This window comes from Halorubrum lacusprofundi ATCC 49239 (assembly GCF_000022205.1).
GTDB classification, from domain to species: Archaea; Halobacteriota; Halobacteria; order Halobacteriales; family Haloferacaceae; genus Halorubrum; species Halorubrum lacusprofundi.
This window is the reverse complement of sequence record NC_012029.1, coordinates 1780271-1796992: the sequence shown is the minus strand read 5'-3', so window position 1 is coordinate 1796992 and position 16722 is coordinate 1780271. Positions and strand designations below refer to the sequence as shown.

Genomic DNA, 16722 nt, shown 5'->3' with positions numbered 1-16722 from the left:
CCTTAAAAGGGCTCGACTCGGGCGGCCGCACCATCTCATGTCGGGTGGAGGGAGAGTCACTCCGAGGGCGACCGCCCAGTCCCGCCGCCGAGTCCGAGGAGACCGTCGCCCGGCGCGATCGATCTCACGGCCGGGAACAGCGCCAGCGCGATGGCGAGTTCGAGCCCGCCGACCGCGAGGAACGCGGGCGTGTAGCCGAACAGATCGGTGGCGCTCCCGCCGATGAGGAAGCCGGCGAGGAACCCGAGCGAGCCGAACACGTTGAACAGTCCCATCGCCGCGCCGCGGGCCTCGGGCTCGACCAGATCCGTGACGAGCGCCATCGTCGCCGGCGCCATCAGCGCGCCGCAGACACCGACAAGCACCATGAGTGCGGCGGCGACGGGGTAGACCGGCGCCACACCGACGCCGATAGTGACGATCCCGTACGCGATCGACCCGAGCACGACGGGGAGGAAGCGCCCCACTCGGTCCGAAAGCGAGCCGAACGGGGCCTGCAGCACCGCGAAGGGGACGAAGAAGAGCGCGAGCGTCGCTCCCGCCGCCCCCGCCGAGAGGCCGAACGTCTCGGGGTCCTGGAAGTAGTAAACTCCGACGAGCGCGAAGAACCCGGCCGTGAGTCGGTCGACGAAACCGAACGCGAGTGGGACGAAGAGCCCGTGGGTCGTCCGCGCCTGAGCGAGCACGTCGCGGAAGCCCACGTCGTTCTGGGCGCCGCTCGCGTCGGCCGGCCGATCGGTGACGACCTTGTCGTCGACGGTAGCCGCGAGTAGCCCTGCCCCCGCGAGCACCGCGGCGCCGGCATAGACGGGGTAAAAGGCGTTCAGGTCGGCGAGCGCACCGCCGACGACCGAGCCGACCGCCGCGCCAAGCCCGATAGCGACCCCGGCGGTTCCCATGTTGCGCCCGTTGCCGCCGCGGAGGTCCATCAGCGAAGTGATCGCCAGCGAGAAGGCGCCGATGGTGAGCGCGCCGCCGACGACCCGGACCGCGAGCGCCGCCCGGAAGCCGAATTCGAACTCGGGGACTGCGGCGAGCGCGATGTACGAGGCCGCGCCTCCGAGCGCGCCGGCGACGATCAGCGGTGCCCGTCGACCGAGCGCGTCGCTCGCGGCGCCCCAGACGACCGCGAAAGTAACGAACGCACCGAACTCCGCGACGAGGAACCACATCCCGGCGTCGATACCCGCGGGCGCCCCGAGCGCGACCACCAGGTTCGGAACCCCGGGGTACAAGAGTACCTGCGAGATCAACACGGCGAGCACGACGGCGCCCAGCCGTCGCCGCTCGCCATGGTCGTCCTCCGTCATCTACTTATAAAACGTGCCGAACGCTCAAAAGACCGACGCTCGGGAGTGTCGAAACACGAGGCGGCGCAACCGTGCTACAGCGCCTCGTCGATCGCCGCCGCGATCGTCTCCGCCTGGTAATCGGCGACCGCCTCGCCGTTCACGAAGATTGTCGGCGTCCCCGCGAGGCCCATCGACTCGCCTTCGCTCCGGTCGCTCATCGACGCCTCCTCGTAGGCCGAGAACTGCGCGTCGGCGATGGCGGCGCAGGGATCCGCGCCAGCGGCCTCCGCGGCGGCACCGATCGCCTCCCCGCTGTAGTTCCCTTGTGACTCGTAGGCCGTCGAGGCGAACGAGAAGAACGCCTCGGCGCCCTGCCGCGCGCCGACCCCGCGAGCCGCGCTGGCGACGGGGACTGCCCACGTCTCGTTGACGGGGATCGGGAAGTCCCAGTGTTCGTAGCGCACCTCGCCGGGATCGATGTACTCCTCGCGGATCGTCGGGAAGTGCTCCAGCTTGTAGGTGGCGCAGTGACCGCAGGTGAAGTCCTCGAACGCCTGCACGACGACGTCGGCCTCCGGGTCGACGATGACCGGCCGGTAGTCGAGGTCCGGGTTCTCCGGTTCGGTCAGATCGCAATCGTACTGGCCAAGATCGAGGTCGACACCGCTGCTGTCGGAGCCGTCGTTCCCGCCGTCATTTCCCCCGTCGTTCCCATCGCTTCCACCGCCGAGACACCCCGCCGCGCCGACGACGCCGATCGACATCGTACCTGCGAGCAGGGACCGCCGCGTGCGTTCCATGACGCCTGCTGGGGTCGGCGCGCACTTAATGGCTCCGCGACTGGCAGCGAACTCTCGCGTCCGAACGTTTTTGCCGCCGCCTCGCAACCCTGTGGTATGAGCGACTGGGACCTCGACCTGCGCGACGCCGAAGAGCAGATGGACGAGGCGTTCGCGGCCGCCGGCGATGTCGTCCTCGGCGTCCTCGACGGGACGACCGACCCCGACGAGTGGGTCCGCAGCATCGACTACGGCAACACCCTCGTGTTGTCCGTCGACGGCGACCTCAACGAACTCGCCGCGGGGTTCGCACGCGAGGTCAAGGATATGGGCGGCGAGCTGATGCATTTCCGCGGCTTCCTCGTCGTCACGCCGCCCGGCGTCACCATCGACACCGACCGACTGAGCGAGTAGGACCGCATCCGCCATCCGAGATCACCGCGACCGCCCTCCCGCCCGGATTTTTGACTGTTGACAAGAGCAAAAGAAGTATGCCACCGGGGTGAGACGGGCGGGATATGAAAGCTGTCGTACTCGCTGGGGGTTACGCGACGAGACTCTGGCCGATCACCGAGACCCGACCGAAGATGTTCCTCCCGGTCGGCGAGAACACCGTCATCGACGAGATCTTCGAGGATTTCGAGGCTGATGACCGCATCGACGAGGTGTTCGTCTCGACGAACGAGCGCTTCGCCGACGCGTTCGCCGACTATCTCACCGATAGCCCGTTCAAGAAGCCCACCCTCTCGGTCGAGGAGACCGTCGAGGAAGACGAGAAGTTCGGCGTCGTCGGGGCGCTCGCCCAGCTGGTCGAGCGCGAGAACGTCGACGACGATCTCATCGTCGTCGCCGGCGACAACATGATCAGCTTCGATCTGAGCGACTTCGCCGACTTCTTCGAGAGTAAGGGAACGCCGACGCTGGCCGCCTACGACGTGGGGGACCGCGAGCGCGCCAAGTCCTACGGGCTCGTCGATCTCGACGGCGACGAGGTCATCGACTTCCAGGAGAAGCCCGACGACCCGAAGACGACGCTCGTCTCCATCGCGTGTTACGCGTTCCCCGCGGAGACGCTGCCCGACCTCTCGACGTACCTTGAAGACGGCAACAACCCCGACGAGCCGGGGTGGTTCCTCCAGTGGCTCCAGAAGCGCGGCGCGGTCCACGCGTACACCTTCGACGGCGCGTGGTTCGACATCGGCACCGCCGACAGCTACCTCGACGCGGTGGAGTACGCGCTCGACGGTGGAACGCTCGTTGCCGACGACGCGATCGTCGAGAACTCCGATCTCGGCGACGTGGTCCACGTCATGTCGGGCGCCACCGTCACCGACTCGACGCTCGAACGCGCCGTCGTCTTCCCGAACGTAACGATCACTGACTCGGAGATCCGCAACTCCGTGATCGACGAGGGCGCCACGCTGGAGGGAGTGGACCTGTCCGGCGCGCTGATCGGCTCGCACACCTCGATCACCGAAGGCGACGACTTCTAAGCCCGGTCGTCGCTCGCAGGATCGGCGCCGGTTTTCTCGTCCGCTACTCCCCCGCAGAGCTACCGGTCTGCCGATGCGTGTGGTGGAAACAGTCGAATGCGGCGTCAGCGTCGATGTCCGCGTCGGCGTTCGCATTGGCGTCCGCGTTGACCGGATAGAAGCACACTCGTCGATACCGCTCGTTGTCGAGGAGGTTGACGACGAACCCACCATCGTGTCGCGACACCGACGCGTACGGATCGCCACAGGCGGGACAGGTTTCGGGCGGGTCCTCGGGGACGTACATAGTGGGAACCGCAGTCGGCTCCCGTTACGGACCGGAAGAAGAAAATCGCTCTGGCGGTCTCACGAGGTGTTCCCGCTCTCGCTCCCGCCCTCGACGCCGAGCGCGTCGAACAGCTTTCGGCGGACGGCCTCCTCGGTGAGGTTGAGCAGGGTGTCTCGGTTGTCGCCGCTCGACTCGATCCCGGTAAAGATGCCGAGCGGAATCTCTAACGAGCCCTGTGTTGAGTGACCGGCGGCGTCGCCCATCTCGGAAAATGCCTCGTCGAGGACGTTACCGATATTCAGCCGGATATCCTTCGAGCGAGCCGCGAGGTAGATCGTGTCGTCAGCGATTCCCAAGACGGCGGTCGTCGTGATCCCCTCTAAGTTGAGGAGATGTTGGGCCGCCTGCGCGAGCGCCTCACGATCGCGGATGAACCCGGCCGTCGAGAACAGGTGGCTCCCCTGTACCTCGCGGTTCTGGATCGCCTCCGCGAGTACGTCCAGCGTCTCGGGGCTCATCGACGGCGACTCCACCTGTTCGAGCGTGTCGTGGTTCGCGAACGGGTGGAGATACGCGGCGGCGGTCAGGTCCGCGGGTGTCGTGTCCCGCTTGAAGTCGAGCGTCTCGGCGCGGATCCCGTAGAGGAGGGCGGTCGCAACCGCCTCCGTCGGCGACTGGTCGAACTCTTGGAGGTACTTCGTGAGGATCGTCGAGGTCGAGGAGACGTTGGTCCGTACGTCGACGAACCGGGCGTCGAAGGGGACGTCGGCTTCGAGGTGATCGAGATAAATGTCGATATCGGTCTCGAAGTCGAAGCTGTCCTCGGCCGACTTTGCGAGGTCGACTGCAGCGACCGTCCCGTACTCCGAGAGGTCGGGTGCCTCCGAGCGGGCCACTAGGTCGATCCCAAGGAGGTTGACGAACGCGCGGTTCTCCTGGTGGCCGACGTCTCCGGTGTAGAGGATGTCCGCCTCGACGCCGAACGCGCCGGCGATGGCCTGCAGCGCGGTCGCCGACGCGATTGAGTCCGGCTCCGGGTTGTCGTGGGTCAAGATCGCCATCCGCCCATCCCCGTCCTCGATAATCTCCGCGAGCTGACGCGCCATGTACTCCAGCTCGCCGGTCTCCAGTGACTGGAGCGCGCTGTCGGCGATCACCGTCGAGGGGTTTATCACCACGTCGGCGCCGCGCTCGCGCAGTTCGTCTTCGCTGACGGGGTCCGAGGCGCGGACGACGACGTAGTGGTCGCCACCGGTGTCGCGCACCGCCGAGACGGCCGCCTTGTTCGCCTCGACGTCACTCGCCAAGATCAACACGATGTCCCGGTCGTCGATCGCCTCGACCACGTCCGGGTCGGCGATATCCTGCACGCGGGCGTTGAGGTCTTGGTCGCGGAGCGCCTCGACCCGGCTCTCGTCGCGATCGAGGATGAGCACGTCCTTGCCGCGGCCGGTCAGGTCCTCCGCGACGGCGTGCCCGACGCTCCCGCAACCGAGGATCGCGTATCGCGTTCTCGCCGATCCGGATACCCCACTACTCATTGCCCGTGATTTCCGCGGGACGACACTTAACGAGTGCGCTCTCCTCGCGGGACGGGAGAAGGGAACCGAGCGAGAAGTGAATCGGGAGAGACGAACGCCGATCGGGGCGGACGGTGAGCGCGACCTTACTGCGTCACGGCGTCGGGCGACTCCTCTGCAGTCGTCGGGTCAGCCGTCCCGCCGTCCGCGCGCCGCCGGTTCCGGACGAGACCGACGACGAGCATCGCTGCGCCGACGACGCGAGCAACGAGCTCGTTCGTGACCGAGTAGAGCGCGATGTCGACGCCCGCGATCCCGAACCCGGCGCTGACCGGGAGCAGCACCATTCCGGGCACCGACAGCACACTGCGGCAGCGACGAGCGCAACCCCCGTGAGCGAGCGTCGGTTGTCGATCGCCTCGAGATAATGGTTTCCCACGGGGACTGCCGCCACGATCACGGGTTCCACGGTTCCTTCCACCGATTTTTCGGTCGAGCAACACGAGTCGCTCGCCGTCGAATGAAAAGGCCTTTTACGTCGACACGGATACGATTGGATGAGGGCCGGTAGCTCAGTTAGGGAGAGCGACGGACTCTTAATCCGTCGGTCGCGTGTTCAAATCGCGCCCGGCCCGCTTTTTGAAGGACGGATACCAAGTCAGACTGTTAGCGGCTGAACTACCTCTACCTACGCATTAGGGCCAGTAGTCGATCTCAGTCACCTCATACATCATCGGATTCGGATCCGTGCTGCATACAGGGCGCGTAGCTAGCAACTGTGACTCCACAGAATCGACAATCACCAGCCAACTATATTCAGATATACCGCATCTCATCGACTGTTATGGAGAATATCGACTCAAGTTCAAGAACAGTCCGTAGGATTGGTTTTTGGGCAGCGATCTTCGCTACCCTGTTCAGCGTCACCTACATCGTAGCACAGGTCGGCGAATGGCTTGGACTCTTAGGGTCGGCTGGCGGCCCGGAGAGTTCCAGCACCCCGTTCGGTCTCATCGTACTGCTCACCCCGTCGTTGTTCCTCGGAACAGCGTTCGCGATCCTGATGGTCAGCGTCCACTACAACACGTCCGAGGAACGAAAGATTTGGAGCCACATCGGTCTCGTATTTGCAACCATCTATGCCGTGTTGATCAGCATCAACTACTACGTCCAACTCACGTTCGTCGTGCCCCGCCTGCTTCAGGGAGATGTGGATAGTATCTCACTCCAGCCGTTCCTGTTCGTTCCCTTCGATTCGTTCCTGTATTCCGTTGACATCCTCGGCTACAGTTTCATGAGTCTCGCTACGCTGTTTGCAGCGTTTGCGTTCACCGGCAAGGGTATCGAACGAACCGTTCGATGGTTCATGATTGCAAATGGCCTCCTCCTCCCGTTCCTCGCACTTCAAATCTACTACCACCCGTTGATTTGGATCGCCGCCTTGTGGGCAATTACGTTTCCGGGGGTAACAATCTCTCTCGCGGTCTTGTTTCGACGAAATTCGGACAGATAGCGGAACCAACAGTCGCTCTCGCGTACCCTTCTCTCAGTCACCTGTCTTCAAACTCTTCAGTTGCTGATGGGTTCAACAGAGCCGCAGCGGTAGTCACGACCGTCGAACCCGGGCACCGAACGCTGTCACGAGGAGCGCGAGCACCGCGACGATCACGCCAAATCCGGGAATGTCCTCGTTTGTTTCGGCGTCAGTCGACGTCGCGCCATCGTCGTCATCGAACAGCGTGATCGCGCCGACCTCGTTCCCCTCGAGCGACACCGTTCCGCTCTCGCGTGGTCGGAACCTGATCTGGACGGTCGCATTCTCACCGGGGTCGAGTGCCACCTCCCGTTCGGCAACGGACTCGCCATTCATACTGACAGTGAGGTTTCGGGTTGTCGGGCGGTCACCGGGGTTCTCGACCGTTGCCCGGAGCGCCGTCTCGTGGCCCACCCGAACCTGATCCGCCGGCACGACACTCTCGACGACCTCGACGCGTCCGGGTTCGAGCGCGACGACGGCCACGGGCGTCGCGTACGAGAGTGTCACCGTGTGGGTGTCCCCCTCAACGTCGTGGCCGACGTTCTCCGTCGTCCACGCGCCGTCGGCGTACCGAAGCACTGCAACGTTCTCTGGCCCCAGCCCACCCGGAATCGTCTCCTCGTCGATGTCGAATTGGAGCGTCGCCGCGCTCGTGCCGTCCGCATCGAGCGTCGAATCGAACTCAATGTGCCCTAACGCTACTCCGTGGGGGACGGGATCGCGACCGCTCGGCTCGGCCGTCGGCCGCCCGATCGTCGTTTCGAACGCCGCTCGGTCACCGGCCGGATCCACCGCGACCGAGGTCACCGACACGGCGGGATCCGAGTTCGACGGGCCAGCGAGGTTCACTGCGATATCGTAGCGCTCGCCGGTTGCGCCGTCGATCTCGACGGTGATCGACTCGTTCGACTCCGACCGAACCACGGTCGGCTCCTCGTCGCCCGCCGTGGCCGAGCCTGACGAGCGGGATGAGCCTGACGAATCAGTGGACCCCGAGGATCCAGAAGATCCGGACGGCCCGCCTCCGCCATCGGAGTTGGTGTTTCCGTTCGAGTCGGGATCTGTCCCGGGAGAGTCGGTCTCCGGACTCGATTCAGGCTCAGTGCTGGAAGAGTTTGTCTCAGTCTCGGTAGTGTCTGTTTCCGTATCGCTGGAGTCGGTCTCCGTCTCTGGAGAGCCCGTCTCTGTACTAGAGTCGGACTCCGTCTCCTCAGAGTCAGTCTCCTCGTCCTCTTCCTCATCCTCGTCCTCCTCGTCCTCATCCTCCTCGTCCTCATCCTCCTCCTCATCATCCTCCTCCTCATCATCCTCCTCCTCATCATCCTCCTCCTCATCATCCTCCTCCTCCTCGTCCTCTTCCTCATCATCCTCCTCCTCCTCAGATTCGGTCTCCTCAGAGTCTGGCTCATCCGAATCAAGATCTTGACCGGGAGGATTGGGTTGCTGACCGGGAGGATTGGGTTGCTGACCGGGAGGATTGGGTTGCTGACCGGGAGGATTGGGTTGCTGACCGGGAGGATTGGGTTGCTGACCGGGAGGATTGGGTTGCTGACCGGGAGGATTGGGTTGCTGACCGGGAGGATTGGGTTGCTGACCGGGAGGATTGGGTTGCTGACCGGGAGGATTGGGTTGCTGACCGGGAGGGTCGAGCTCCGCTTCATCCGAGTCGGTCTCATCCTCGTCCTCCTCATTGTCCTCTTCCTCGTCCTCCTCATTGTCCTCTTCCTCGTCCTCCTCATTGTCCTCTTCCTCGTCCTCCTCATTGTCCTCTTCCTCGTCCTCCTCATTGTCCTCTTCCTCGTCCTCATCCTCGTCCTCCTCATTGTCCTCTTCCTCGTCCTCATCCTCGTCCTCCTCATTGTCCTCTTCCTCGTCCTCATCCTCGTCCTCCTCATTGTCCTCTTCCTCGTCCTCATCCTCGTCCTCCTCATTGTCCTCTTCCTCGTCCTCCTCATCGTCCTCATCCGAGTCTGACACCTGACCGGGAGAGCCAGGATCCAGGCCGATGAGTGTTGCTATCGACACGTTGGTAACGCTGAAATCGTGAGTTCCCGCCGCGAACGGTTCGATCGACTCGATGATTTTTATCTCGTTTGGTCCAGCCTCAACGTCCCTGGTATCGATGACATCGTCTCCCTCCTCGAGAGCGGCATCCACTACCTGAAACTCGGCGCTGTCCGCAGCAGTTGAGGCTCCGATACCGATACCTGAGAGGGTTAGCACGACAAGGATCACCACAGTACAGACCCAGATGACGGTACCCTTGCGGCTGGACATGGGCACTCAAGCCGACCGAAAGTCATTGTAATGTACACTCAAGGGAGATTAAGATAGCCTTACGGAGAATCAAGGAGAAAGCCTCGCGCTTCAGCGCGGGGATGAATCCGACATTGCAAGGATTTAATTAGCCGCTTGTTGTCTTAACGATAAACCGAGGCGGCCTGCCCGCCCAATCAATCGGACAATATCGGGATTCGACGGTTCCAAGCAGAAGGCACCCCTTCTGTGTCGGAATCGGGTGCAGTCAACAAAAGTATCTCCGAATCCCATGCCGGGATAGGAGTAACGGCTGATTGGCACAGCCAGTAGCCGCCCAATGTGGTCGCTACAAACCGTAACCATCCCAACCCAGCGGTGCGGTGCCGTGGGAATCCTCGCGCTTCAGCGCGGGGAGGATGTCAAATCGAGGGATGCGGAGCGACGACCGCGAGCAGATGCGCTCAGCGCCGACGAACTCTGTTGAAGGAGAGACGTTACAGCGCGAGCGGAGCGAAGAATCGTCTTCTTGTAGTTTACAATTGCCCTCGAACTGCCTCTGCGAGGAGCACTTCGTGACGAGCGAAGCAACTCGCGCAGCTATATGAGTAGACGATGCTCGACGGGACGTTCCCGATCCGCACCCTGTACTCAGACGTCGACGCCTTCGATCCGCGCACCGCACTCCGGACAGACCTCATCGGCACACGACACCGCGAGGTCACACTCCGGACAGAACCGGCGGTCGCAGGCTTGATCGCCCATGCCCATGTGTCCGCCCGGATGATTCATAAGTCCGACGGCGGCTCCAACTCGATCCGATCCGGCGCACACTTCGAACCGAAACCCCTTTTGAACCGGTGCGCACCGATCCGGTGTGAGCAACGCGGACGCAGGCAACGGGGCAAAGCGATCGCAGTTCTGGGCGCTCTATCTCACGCGCTTCGCTGAGGGGTTCGGCTTCATCACGCTCATCACCCTGTTGGGGACGTACATCAACACGCTCGACCCGCAGGCGACGACGGTCCTCGGCGTGTCTATCTCGGCCGGACTCATCATCGGGATGTACACCACGGGATTCACCCTCGCGCAGACGGTTGCCGTGGTGCCGCTGGCGTGGGCCGGCGACCGGTTCGACAAGCGAACCGTCCTGCTGGGCGTACTCGCGATCGGTGCCGGCGTCTACGCGCTGTTCCCGCTCGTCGACTCCTCCGCCTCGTTCATCCTCGTCCGCGCCCTGCAGGGACTCGTGGTCACCGGTGCGGGGCTGATGACGCTGTCGCTGGTCGGACAGATCGCGGATGTCGGGACGCGCGCCGACAAGATTGGCAAGGCCAACGCCGCCTCCTTCGCAGCGTCCATCGTCGGGTCGCTGTCGGCCGGAGCGATATACGACGCGGTCGGCTTCGATCCCATCTTCATGATCATCGCGTTGCTGATGGTCGCCGCGTGGGTCATCACGTGGCTCGTCCTCGACGACGACGACACTCGCGTCGAGGGCTTCCCCTTCTCGGATCTCGCTGTGAACCGGCGGATCCTCACGATGACGAGCTTCCGCGCCCAGTACGCCTTCGCCGTGACGATGGTGCGGACGTGGGTCCCGATCTACGTCAGCACGGAGATGGCCGCGGGCGGCCTCGGCGTCACCGGCATCGCCATCGGGGTCACCGTCACCGCCGAGAAGGCGACCAACATGGTCGGCCAGCTGTTCACCGGTCGTCTCTCGGACGACTACGGTCGGTCCCTGTTCGTCTTCGCCGGCGGCGGCGCCTACGGGCTGATCGCGATGGCGATCCCGTTCTCGGCCGTCATCGGAACCGCGCTCGGAGCCGGGGTGACGCTCCCGATTCTGGGCGAACTGCCGGCCGCGTACCTGCCGCTCGTCGCCTTCTCGGGACTGCTCGGTATCGCCGACTCCTTCCGTGAGCCGGCCAGTATGGCGCTGTTCGCGGACGAGGGGACCGACGACGGCGGGGTCGCCTCCAGCTTCGGCATCCGCGAACTCGTCTGGCGGCCGGGCTCGGTGGCGGGACCGCTCATCGCCGGCTGGCTGATGATCGAGGTGAACATGGCGTCCGTCTTCTACGTCGGCGGCGCGTTCGCGATCACCGGCGTCCTCGCGTTCCTCGCGATCCTCGCGCACGACCACGGCCGCGCGGCGCTGACGGCGTGGTAGGGCGGGCGATCCCTCGATCCGGAGCCCGCTCCGCACCCCTACCGCTTCCGGAGCGCGGCCCGGTAGTGGGGCCCGTCTCCGGTCCCCTCGCGGTCCACCGCCTCGACCTCCCATCCCGTCCCGATCGCCGCTTCGCGGAGCCGGTCGGGGGCGAACAGCCTGAAATGGAGCGTCGGGTCCGTCTCCCCGTCGTACGCGAACCACATGACGCGATGCGCGAGCCCCGGCGTCGGGTCCTCGCGGTACCCGAGGAGGTCAGCGGCTCCGGGGTGATCCGGGTCGTAAGAATCGATCACGGCCGTCGCGCCGGGCGTCGTCACGAACGCGAGGTCGCCGAGAAATGCCGAGAGCCCTCGCATCGAGCCCGCCAGTCCGATCTGCGTGCCGATCGCGAGCGCCGACGCGAACCGATCCCGCTCGAACGCGTCTCGGAGGGCGAACATGTCGCCCTCGCGGACATCCACGACGCCGCGGTCGCGCATCGCCTCGACGAGTGCTGGGCTGGTCTCGACCGCAACTGTCTCGAACCGCCCTTGAAACCGCAGCGCGTGCCGGCCCGCCCCCGCTCCGAGGTCGACGAGCGGGCCCGAAAGCCGCGATGTGAGCCACGAACCCGCGTTGCTCTCGGCGTCGAACGCGTCGAAGTAGAACGCCCCGATCGGGTGTTCACGCGTCTCCTCGCCGTCGCCCTGTCGGAGAGGGGTAGTCCGGTCACCACGGTGATGATCGCGGATCGCGCGTCCGAAGGCGTCAGGCATGCGCAGAGGGTGTCCTGACGGCGTCAAAAGCGCCCCGTGGGATCGACACACAGTCACACGCTCGCAGCCGCGGGCCTGTCGTCGAGGCGAATCCGCCTTTCGGCTCCCGCTCTGTAGTCAGTCGCCGCTTTCGGCCGCCGTTTCGCCGTCCGAGTCGGAGACTCGCTTCGTCTCGCTGTCCACGCTGATCCCCTCCCAGTCGTCGTCGGTGTGGAACCCCTCGCGCTCCTTCGCGCCGGGTGCGACGCGGATGAATTCTGCCCGGTCGCGAGCGCGTTCGATCGTGTGGCCGCCACAGTACGACAGCCCCGAGCGAATCCCCTGACAGAACTCCTCGGCGACGATCGCCACCGGCCCCTTATACGGCGTCAACGCCTCGACGCCCTCGTCGGCGCCCACATCTGCCCCCTTGTCGTCGCGGTCCTCGGCGGCGGCGGTCGTCGCCATCCCGCGCGACCGCTTGTACTGCGTCCCGTCGACCTTGACGACCGCGCCGGGCGCCTCTTCGGTGCCGGCAAAGAGGCTCCCGAGCATCACGGTGTCGGCACCCGCCATCAGCGCCTTCACCGCATCGCCGGAGGTGCGGATCCCGCCGTCGGCACAGATCGTCACGTCCAGTTCCTCGGCCGCGGTCGCGCAGTCGTCGACGGCGGTGAGCTGCGGGACGCCCGCCCCGGCGACCTTCCGCGTGGTACAGTGCGAGCCCGGGCCGATGCCGACCTTCACGCAGTCGGCGCCGGCGGCCGCAAGATCTTCGACGCCCGCGGGCGTCGCGACGTTGCCCGCGACGATATCGACGTCCGGGAACTCGTCGGCGATGGTCTCGACCGCCGTGATAGTCCGTTCGAGGTGTCCGTGCGCGACGTCGACGACGAGCGCGTCCACGCCGGCCGCGGCTAGTGCGGCGCTCCGAGCAATGTAGTCCTCGTTGATTCCCACCGCGGCGGCGACCGGCGAGCCGGTCGCGGCTACCTGTTCAACCTGCGTCGCCTGCTCGTCGACAGTGAGGAAGCGGTGAAGCACACCCATCCCGCCGGCGCGCGCGAGTTCGATCGCCAGTTCCGCCTCCGTGACGGTGTCCATCGCCGCCGAGACGAGCGGCGACGCTAGTTCGACGCTCGGCGTGAGCCGCGTCGAGAGATCCACATCGCTCCGACTGTCGACCGGCGATCGCTGCGGGACGAGCAGCACGTCCCCGTAGCTCAATCCGGTTCGTAGATCGTTCATACCCCTACCGAGGGGAGAGATGCACACACAAAAATCTCTCGGCGGTCGGCCAGCGATCGCGCTTGGGTCGTTCCCGACCCCTTAGAACCCCTGCTGGCCCAGCGCGTCCTCCAGCGCCGCGAGGACGTACTCGACGTTTTTCGGGCGGGCCGAGTAGCCCATACAGCCGATCCGCCAGATATCGCCCTCCAGATCGCCCAGTCCGGACGCGATCTCCAGATCGTACTCCTCGAGGAGGTGGTCGATGACGGCGCCGTCGTCGATCCCGTCAGGGACTCGCACCGCGTTCAGGCTCGGGAGCCAGTACTCGTCGGGGGCGTTCATCTCGAGGCCCAGATCCTGAAGACCCGCCTTCAGATCGCCGGCGACGGCGCGATGGCGCGCCCAGCGCGCTTCGATCCCCTCCTCGGCGACGAGGCGGAGCGCCTCGCGAAGCGCGTACACGTTGGAGATCGGCGCAGTGTGATGGTACGAGCGGTCGTCGCCCCAGTACCCCTCCAAAAGCGAGAGGTCGAGGTACCACGAGCGGGGCCGCTCCTCGCGGCCGAGCACCTTGTCCATCGCGCGGTCGTTGAGCGTGAGCGGGCTCGCACCGGGCGGACACGAGAGGCACTTCTGCGGGCCGGAGTAGGCCACGTCGATGTCCCACTCGTCGACGCGCAGCTCGACGCCGCCCAGCGAGGTGACGGAGTCGGCGATCACGAGCGCGTCGTGGTCGTGCGCGATGTCGGTCAGTTCGGGGACGTTCGGCTGGAGGACCCCGGTCGAGGTCTCCGCGTGAACGAACCCGAACACGTCCGGCTGGTGTTCGTCGAACGCGCGCTCAACATCGACCGGGTCGAGGGGTTCGCCCCACGGCGCCGATACCTCGACAACCTCGCCGCCCGCGCGCTCGGCCATCGACTTCATCCGCCCGCCGAAGTAGCCGTTCGTCGGGACTAACATCGTGTCGCCCGGCTCGACGAGGTTGCCGATGGCCGCTTCCATCGACGCCGATCCCGTTCCCGAGACCGGAATCGTCCACTGGTTGTCCGTCCGGAACGTGTAGCGCAGCAGCTCCTGAACCTCGTCCATGATCTCGACGAACGAGGGGTCGAGGTGGCCGACGAGCGGCGTGCTCATTCCCTTGAGCACGCGGGGATGGACGTCGCTCGGCCCCGGTCCCATCAGCGTCCGGTCCGGTGGCGTCAGCTCCCCTACGTCTGGTGCGTCGTCCTCTTGCTTGGTCAGCGCAGATGCGTCGCTCATATGACAACCTACCCAGAGCAGCGTCAAAAATACGACGAAAAACGAGCGCCGGAACGGAGAGTCTGGCCTCCCGGGCGCTCACTCCGCGTCGACGAACTCCGGCTCAGTACGCTTCTCGTCGCGCTCGGCGACGAGGTGGTCGACGAACGCGTCGAGGTCGACATCGCCGCGTTGGTTCTCGAAGCGGTCACGGACCGAGACGGTGCCCGCCTCCTGCTCGTCCTCGCCGACGATGACCATGTACGGGAGCCGGTCGTCGTGACCGGCGCGGATCTTGCGACCGACCGTCCAGTCGCGGTCCTCGACCTCGACGCGGAAGCCGGCGTCCTCCAGTTCGTTTTTCACGCGGTGGGCGTAGCCGAGCGTCTCGTCGGAGACGGGGAGGATGCGGACCTGTTCGGGCGCGAGCCACAGCGGGAAGTCGCCGTCGAAGTGCTCGATGAGCACCATGAAGAAGCGCTCGTAGCTCCCGTACAGCGCGCGGTGGATCATCACCGGCTGGTGGTCTTCGTTGTCCTCGCCCGTGTAGGTCAGGTCGAACCGGTCGGGCATGTTGAAGTCGAGCTGGACGGTGGGGCCGTCCCAGACGCGACCCAGCGCGTCCTCAAAGCCGAAGTCGATCTTCGGGCCGTAGAAGGCGCCGTCGCCGGGCTCGACGTCGTACTCGTAGCCGCCCGATTCGAGCACGTCGCGGAGCTGCTCTTCCGCGGACTCCCAGATCTCGTCGCCGCCGACGGATTTGTCGGGGCGGGTCGCCAGCGCGACCTCGACGTCCAGATCCAGCGTCTCGACGACCTCGAAGATCATCTCGATGACCGACTCGATCTCCTGACGGATCTGGTCGGGCCGGACGAACAGGTGCCCGTCGTCGATGGTGAACGACCAGACGCGCGAGAGCCCGGAGAGCTCGCCGCGCTGCTCTTTCCGGTACACCTTCCCGTTCTCGAAGTAGCGCTGCGGCAGGTCGCGGTACGACCACGACTGCTGGTCGAAGATGGTCGCGTGGCCCGGACAGTTCATCGGCTTGAGCCCGTACTCCTCGTCGTTGACGTCGAGGAGGAACATGTCGTCTTTGTAGTTCTCGTAGTGGCCGGACTTCTTCCACAGCTCCGTCCGGAACACGTGCGGGGTCTCGACCTCCTCGTAGCCGTTCTCGCGGTTGAGCTCGTTCGCGAAGTTCGAGAGTTCACGGAGCACGGTCTTGCCCGGCGGGTGGTACAGCGGGAGGCCGGGACCGGTCACCGTCGGGATCGAGAAGAGGTTCATCTCCTGTCCGATCTTCCGGTGGTCGCGCTCTAACGCCTCCTCGCGCAGTTCGAGATGCTCTTTCAGATCCGATTCAGAGGCGAACGCCGTCCCGTACACGCGCGTCAGCGTGTCGTTGTCCTCGTCACCGCGCCAGTAGGCCGCCGAGACCTCCAAGAGGGTCGTCGCCCCGATCTCGCCCGTCGACTCGACGTGGGGGCCCTGACAGAGGTCCTGCCAGTCGTCCTGCACGTAGAAGGTGACCTCCTCGTCGTCGGCTTCCTCGTCGAGTATCTGCAGTTTGTACTCGTTGTCGGCGTAGATCTCTTTGGCCTCCTCACGGGACCGGACCTCGCGCTCAATGTCGTAGTCGGCCGCGATGATCTCGTCCATCTCCTCCTCGATGGCGTCGAGGTCGTCCTCGTCGAGGTCGACGTCGGTCACGTCGTAGTAGAACCCCTCGTCGGTCGGGGGGCCGATCGTGAGCGTCGCTTCGGGATGGAGCCGCTGGAGGGCCTGCGCGAACACGTGGGCGGCGGAGTGGCGCAACACCGTGAGGTACTCGTCGGACTGATCCGTGACGATCTCGATCCGTGCGCCGTCGTGGACCGTCGCGTACTTTTCGACGAGTTCGCCGTCGATCTTCCCCGCGACCGTGTCGCGACCGAGCCCGGGGCCGATCTCGAAGGCAACGTCTTCGACTGTCGCCCCCGCCGGCACGTCGAGCTCTGCTCCGTCCGGAAGGACGACCGTCACGTCGGCCTGCGCATCGGTCTCGCTCATACCTCTTCGGAACCGGACGAGGGGCATAAGTTTGTTCGATCCCCGGCACCCGACGACGAATTCGGAAACGACGCGTCGAGAGTCCCGGCAATAATCACCGCAAACGGCGACAAGGGGAGGCCGACGCAGCCATGGAAACA

Annotated in this window: 13 protein-coding genes, 1 tRNA gene and 1 pseudogene; 5 read left to right on the top strand and 10 right to left on the bottom strand. The window is 65.1% G+C overall.

From position 1 onward, the window contains the following. Window positions 1-56: 56 nt before the first annotated feature. Together HLAC_RS08830 and HLAC_RS08825 are read right to left on the bottom strand one after the other, a co-directional pair. On the bottom strand, window positions 57-1310 hold the full coding sequence (locus HLAC_RS08830; protein ID WP_015910493.1) for an MFS transporter: 1254 nt from the start codon (window positions 1308-1310) through the stop codon (window positions 57-59). 74 nt (window positions 1311-1384) lie between these two features. Next, entirely contained in the window at window positions 1385-2092 is a 708-nt protein-coding gene (locus HLAC_RS08825) for a thioredoxin domain-containing protein (protein ID WP_015910492.1), read from the bottom strand. A 96-nt stretch (window positions 2093-2188) separates the two neighbouring features. On the opposite strand from HLAC_RS08825, the pseudogene HLAC_RS08820 reads away from it, so the two are divergent. After that, window positions 2189-2482 (top strand): annotated as a pseudogene (locus tag HLAC_RS08820) (DUF5779 family protein); the annotation flags it as partial. A gap of 107 nt (window positions 2483-2589) precedes the next feature. After that, the gene (locus HLAC_RS08815) at window positions 2590-3564 is read left to right on the top strand and encodes a nucleotidyltransferase family protein (RefSeq protein ID WP_015910490.1); all 975 of its coding nucleotides are present in this window, start codon (window positions 2590-2592) and stop codon (window positions 3562-3564) included. A gap of 43 nt (window positions 3565-3607) precedes the next feature. Here the strand turns inward: HLAC_RS08815 and HLAC_RS08810 are convergent, their stop codons facing one another. The 3 genes from HLAC_RS08810 to HLAC_RS08800 form a co-directional block, all read right to left on the bottom strand. Next, a complete protein-coding gene (locus HLAC_RS08810) occupies window positions 3608-3850 on the bottom strand; it encodes a DUF8145 family protein (RefSeq protein ID WP_015910489.1) in 243 nt (80 codons plus the stop codon). Window positions 3851-3909: 59 nt separating this feature from the next. Further along, complete coding sequence (locus HLAC_RS08805) at window positions 3910-5373, bottom strand: DHH family phosphoesterase (RefSeq protein ID WP_015910488.1); 1464 nt, start codon at window positions 5371-5373, stop codon at window positions 3910-3912. Between the two features lie 125 nt (window positions 5374-5498). Next, complete coding sequence (locus HLAC_RS08800; RefSeq protein ID WP_237583022.1) at window positions 5499-5717, bottom strand: hypothetical protein; 219 nt, start codon at window positions 5715-5717, stop codon at window positions 5499-5501. Window positions 5718-5913: 196 nt separating this feature from the next. Between HLAC_RS08800 and HLAC_RS08795 the strand changes: the two genes are divergently transcribed. Then, window positions 5914-5987, top strand: a tRNA-Lys gene (locus HLAC_RS08795). Between the two features lie 209 nt (window positions 5988-6196). Next, window positions 6197-6865: a hypothetical protein gene (locus HLAC_RS08790; protein ID WP_015910486.1), complete on the top strand. Its 669-nt coding sequence runs from the start codon at window positions 6197-6199 to the stop codon at window positions 6863-6865. A 93-nt stretch (window positions 6866-6958) separates the two neighbouring features. On the opposite strand, the gene HLAC_RS19450 is transcribed toward HLAC_RS08790, so the two are convergent. Further along, window positions 6959-8866, bottom strand: coding sequence for a PGF-CTERM sorting domain-containing protein (locus HLAC_RS19450; RefSeq protein WP_241211132.1), 1908 nt, complete (start codon window positions 8864-8866; stop codon window positions 6959-6961). Window positions 8867-10022: 1156 nt separating this feature from the next. Here HLAC_RS19450 and HLAC_RS08780 point away from each other — a divergent pair. Further along, window positions 10023-11321 (top strand): MFS transporter, encoded by a 1299-nt coding sequence (locus HLAC_RS08780; protein ID WP_015910483.1) that lies wholly within the window; start codon window positions 10023-10025, stop codon window positions 11319-11321. A gap of 38 nt (window positions 11322-11359) precedes the next feature. Here the strand turns inward: HLAC_RS08780 and HLAC_RS08775 are convergent, their stop codons facing one another. The 4 genes from HLAC_RS08775 to thrS all read right to left on the bottom strand — a co-directional run bounded on the left by HLAC_RS08775 (window position 11360) and on the right by thrS (window position 16609). Next, the gene (locus HLAC_RS08775) at window positions 11360-12079 is read right to left on the bottom strand and encodes a class I SAM-dependent methyltransferase (protein ID WP_015910482.1); all 720 of its coding nucleotides are present in this window, start codon (window positions 12077-12079) and stop codon (window positions 11360-11362) included. A 117-nt stretch (window positions 12080-12196) separates the two neighbouring features. Further along, a complete protein-coding gene (locus HLAC_RS08770) occupies window positions 12197-13306 on the bottom strand; it encodes a guanosine monophosphate reductase (RefSeq protein ID WP_015910481.1) in 1110 nt (369 codons plus the stop codon). Window positions 13307-13387: 81 nt separating this feature from the next. After that, complete coding sequence (locus HLAC_RS08765) at window positions 13388-14554, bottom strand: pyridoxal-phosphate-dependent aminotransferase family protein (RefSeq protein WP_015910480.1); 1167 nt, start codon at window positions 14552-14554, stop codon at window positions 13388-13390. A gap of 78 nt (window positions 14555-14632) precedes the next feature. Beyond that, entirely contained in the window at window positions 14633-16609 is a 1977-nt protein-coding gene (gene thrS / locus HLAC_RS08760) for a threonine--tRNA ligase (RefSeq protein WP_170933354.1), read from the bottom strand. Window positions 16610-16722: the final 113 nt, after the last annotated feature.

Bases quoted from the DNA above. Each gene is read 5' to 3' on its own strand.
- HLAC_RS08790 (WP_015910486.1), top strand. From the start codon at position 6,197: ATGGAGAATATCGACTCAAGTTCAAGAACAGTCCGTAGGATTGGTTTT.
- HLAC_RS08815 (WP_015910490.1), top strand. From the start codon at position 2,590: ATGAAAGCTGTCGTACTCGCTGGGGGTTACGCGACGAGACTCTGGCCG.
- HLAC_RS08770 (WP_015910481.1), bottom strand. From the start codon at position 13,306: ATGAACGATCTACGAACCGGATTGAGCTACGGGGACGTGCTGCTCGTC.
- HLAC_RS08775 (WP_015910482.1), bottom strand. From the start codon at position 12,079: ATGCCTGACGCCTTCGGACGCGCGATCCGCGATCATCACCGTGGTGAC.
- HLAC_RS08830 (WP_015910493.1), bottom strand. From the start codon at position 1,310: ATGACGGAGGACGACCATGGCGAGCGGCGACGGCTGGGCGCCGTCGTG.
- HLAC_RS08825 (WP_015910492.1), bottom strand. From the start codon at position 2,092: ATGGAACGCACGCGGCGGTCCCTGCTCGCAGGTACGATGTCGATCGGC.
- HLAC_RS08810 (WP_015910489.1), bottom strand. From the start codon at position 3,850: ATGTACGTCCCCGAGGACCCGCCCGAAACCTGTCCCGCCTGTGGCGAT.
- HLAC_RS08805 (WP_015910488.1), bottom strand. From the start codon at position 5,373: ATGAGTAGTGGGGTATCCGGATCGGCGAGAACGCGATACGCGATCCTC.
- thrS (WP_170933354.1), bottom strand. From the start codon at position 16,609: ATGCCCCTCGTCCGGTTCCGAAGAGGTATGAGCGAGACCGATGCGCAG.
- HLAC_RS08765 (WP_015910480.1), bottom strand. From the start codon at position 14,554: ATGAGCGACGCATCTGCGCTGACCAAGCAAGAGGACGACGCACCAGAC.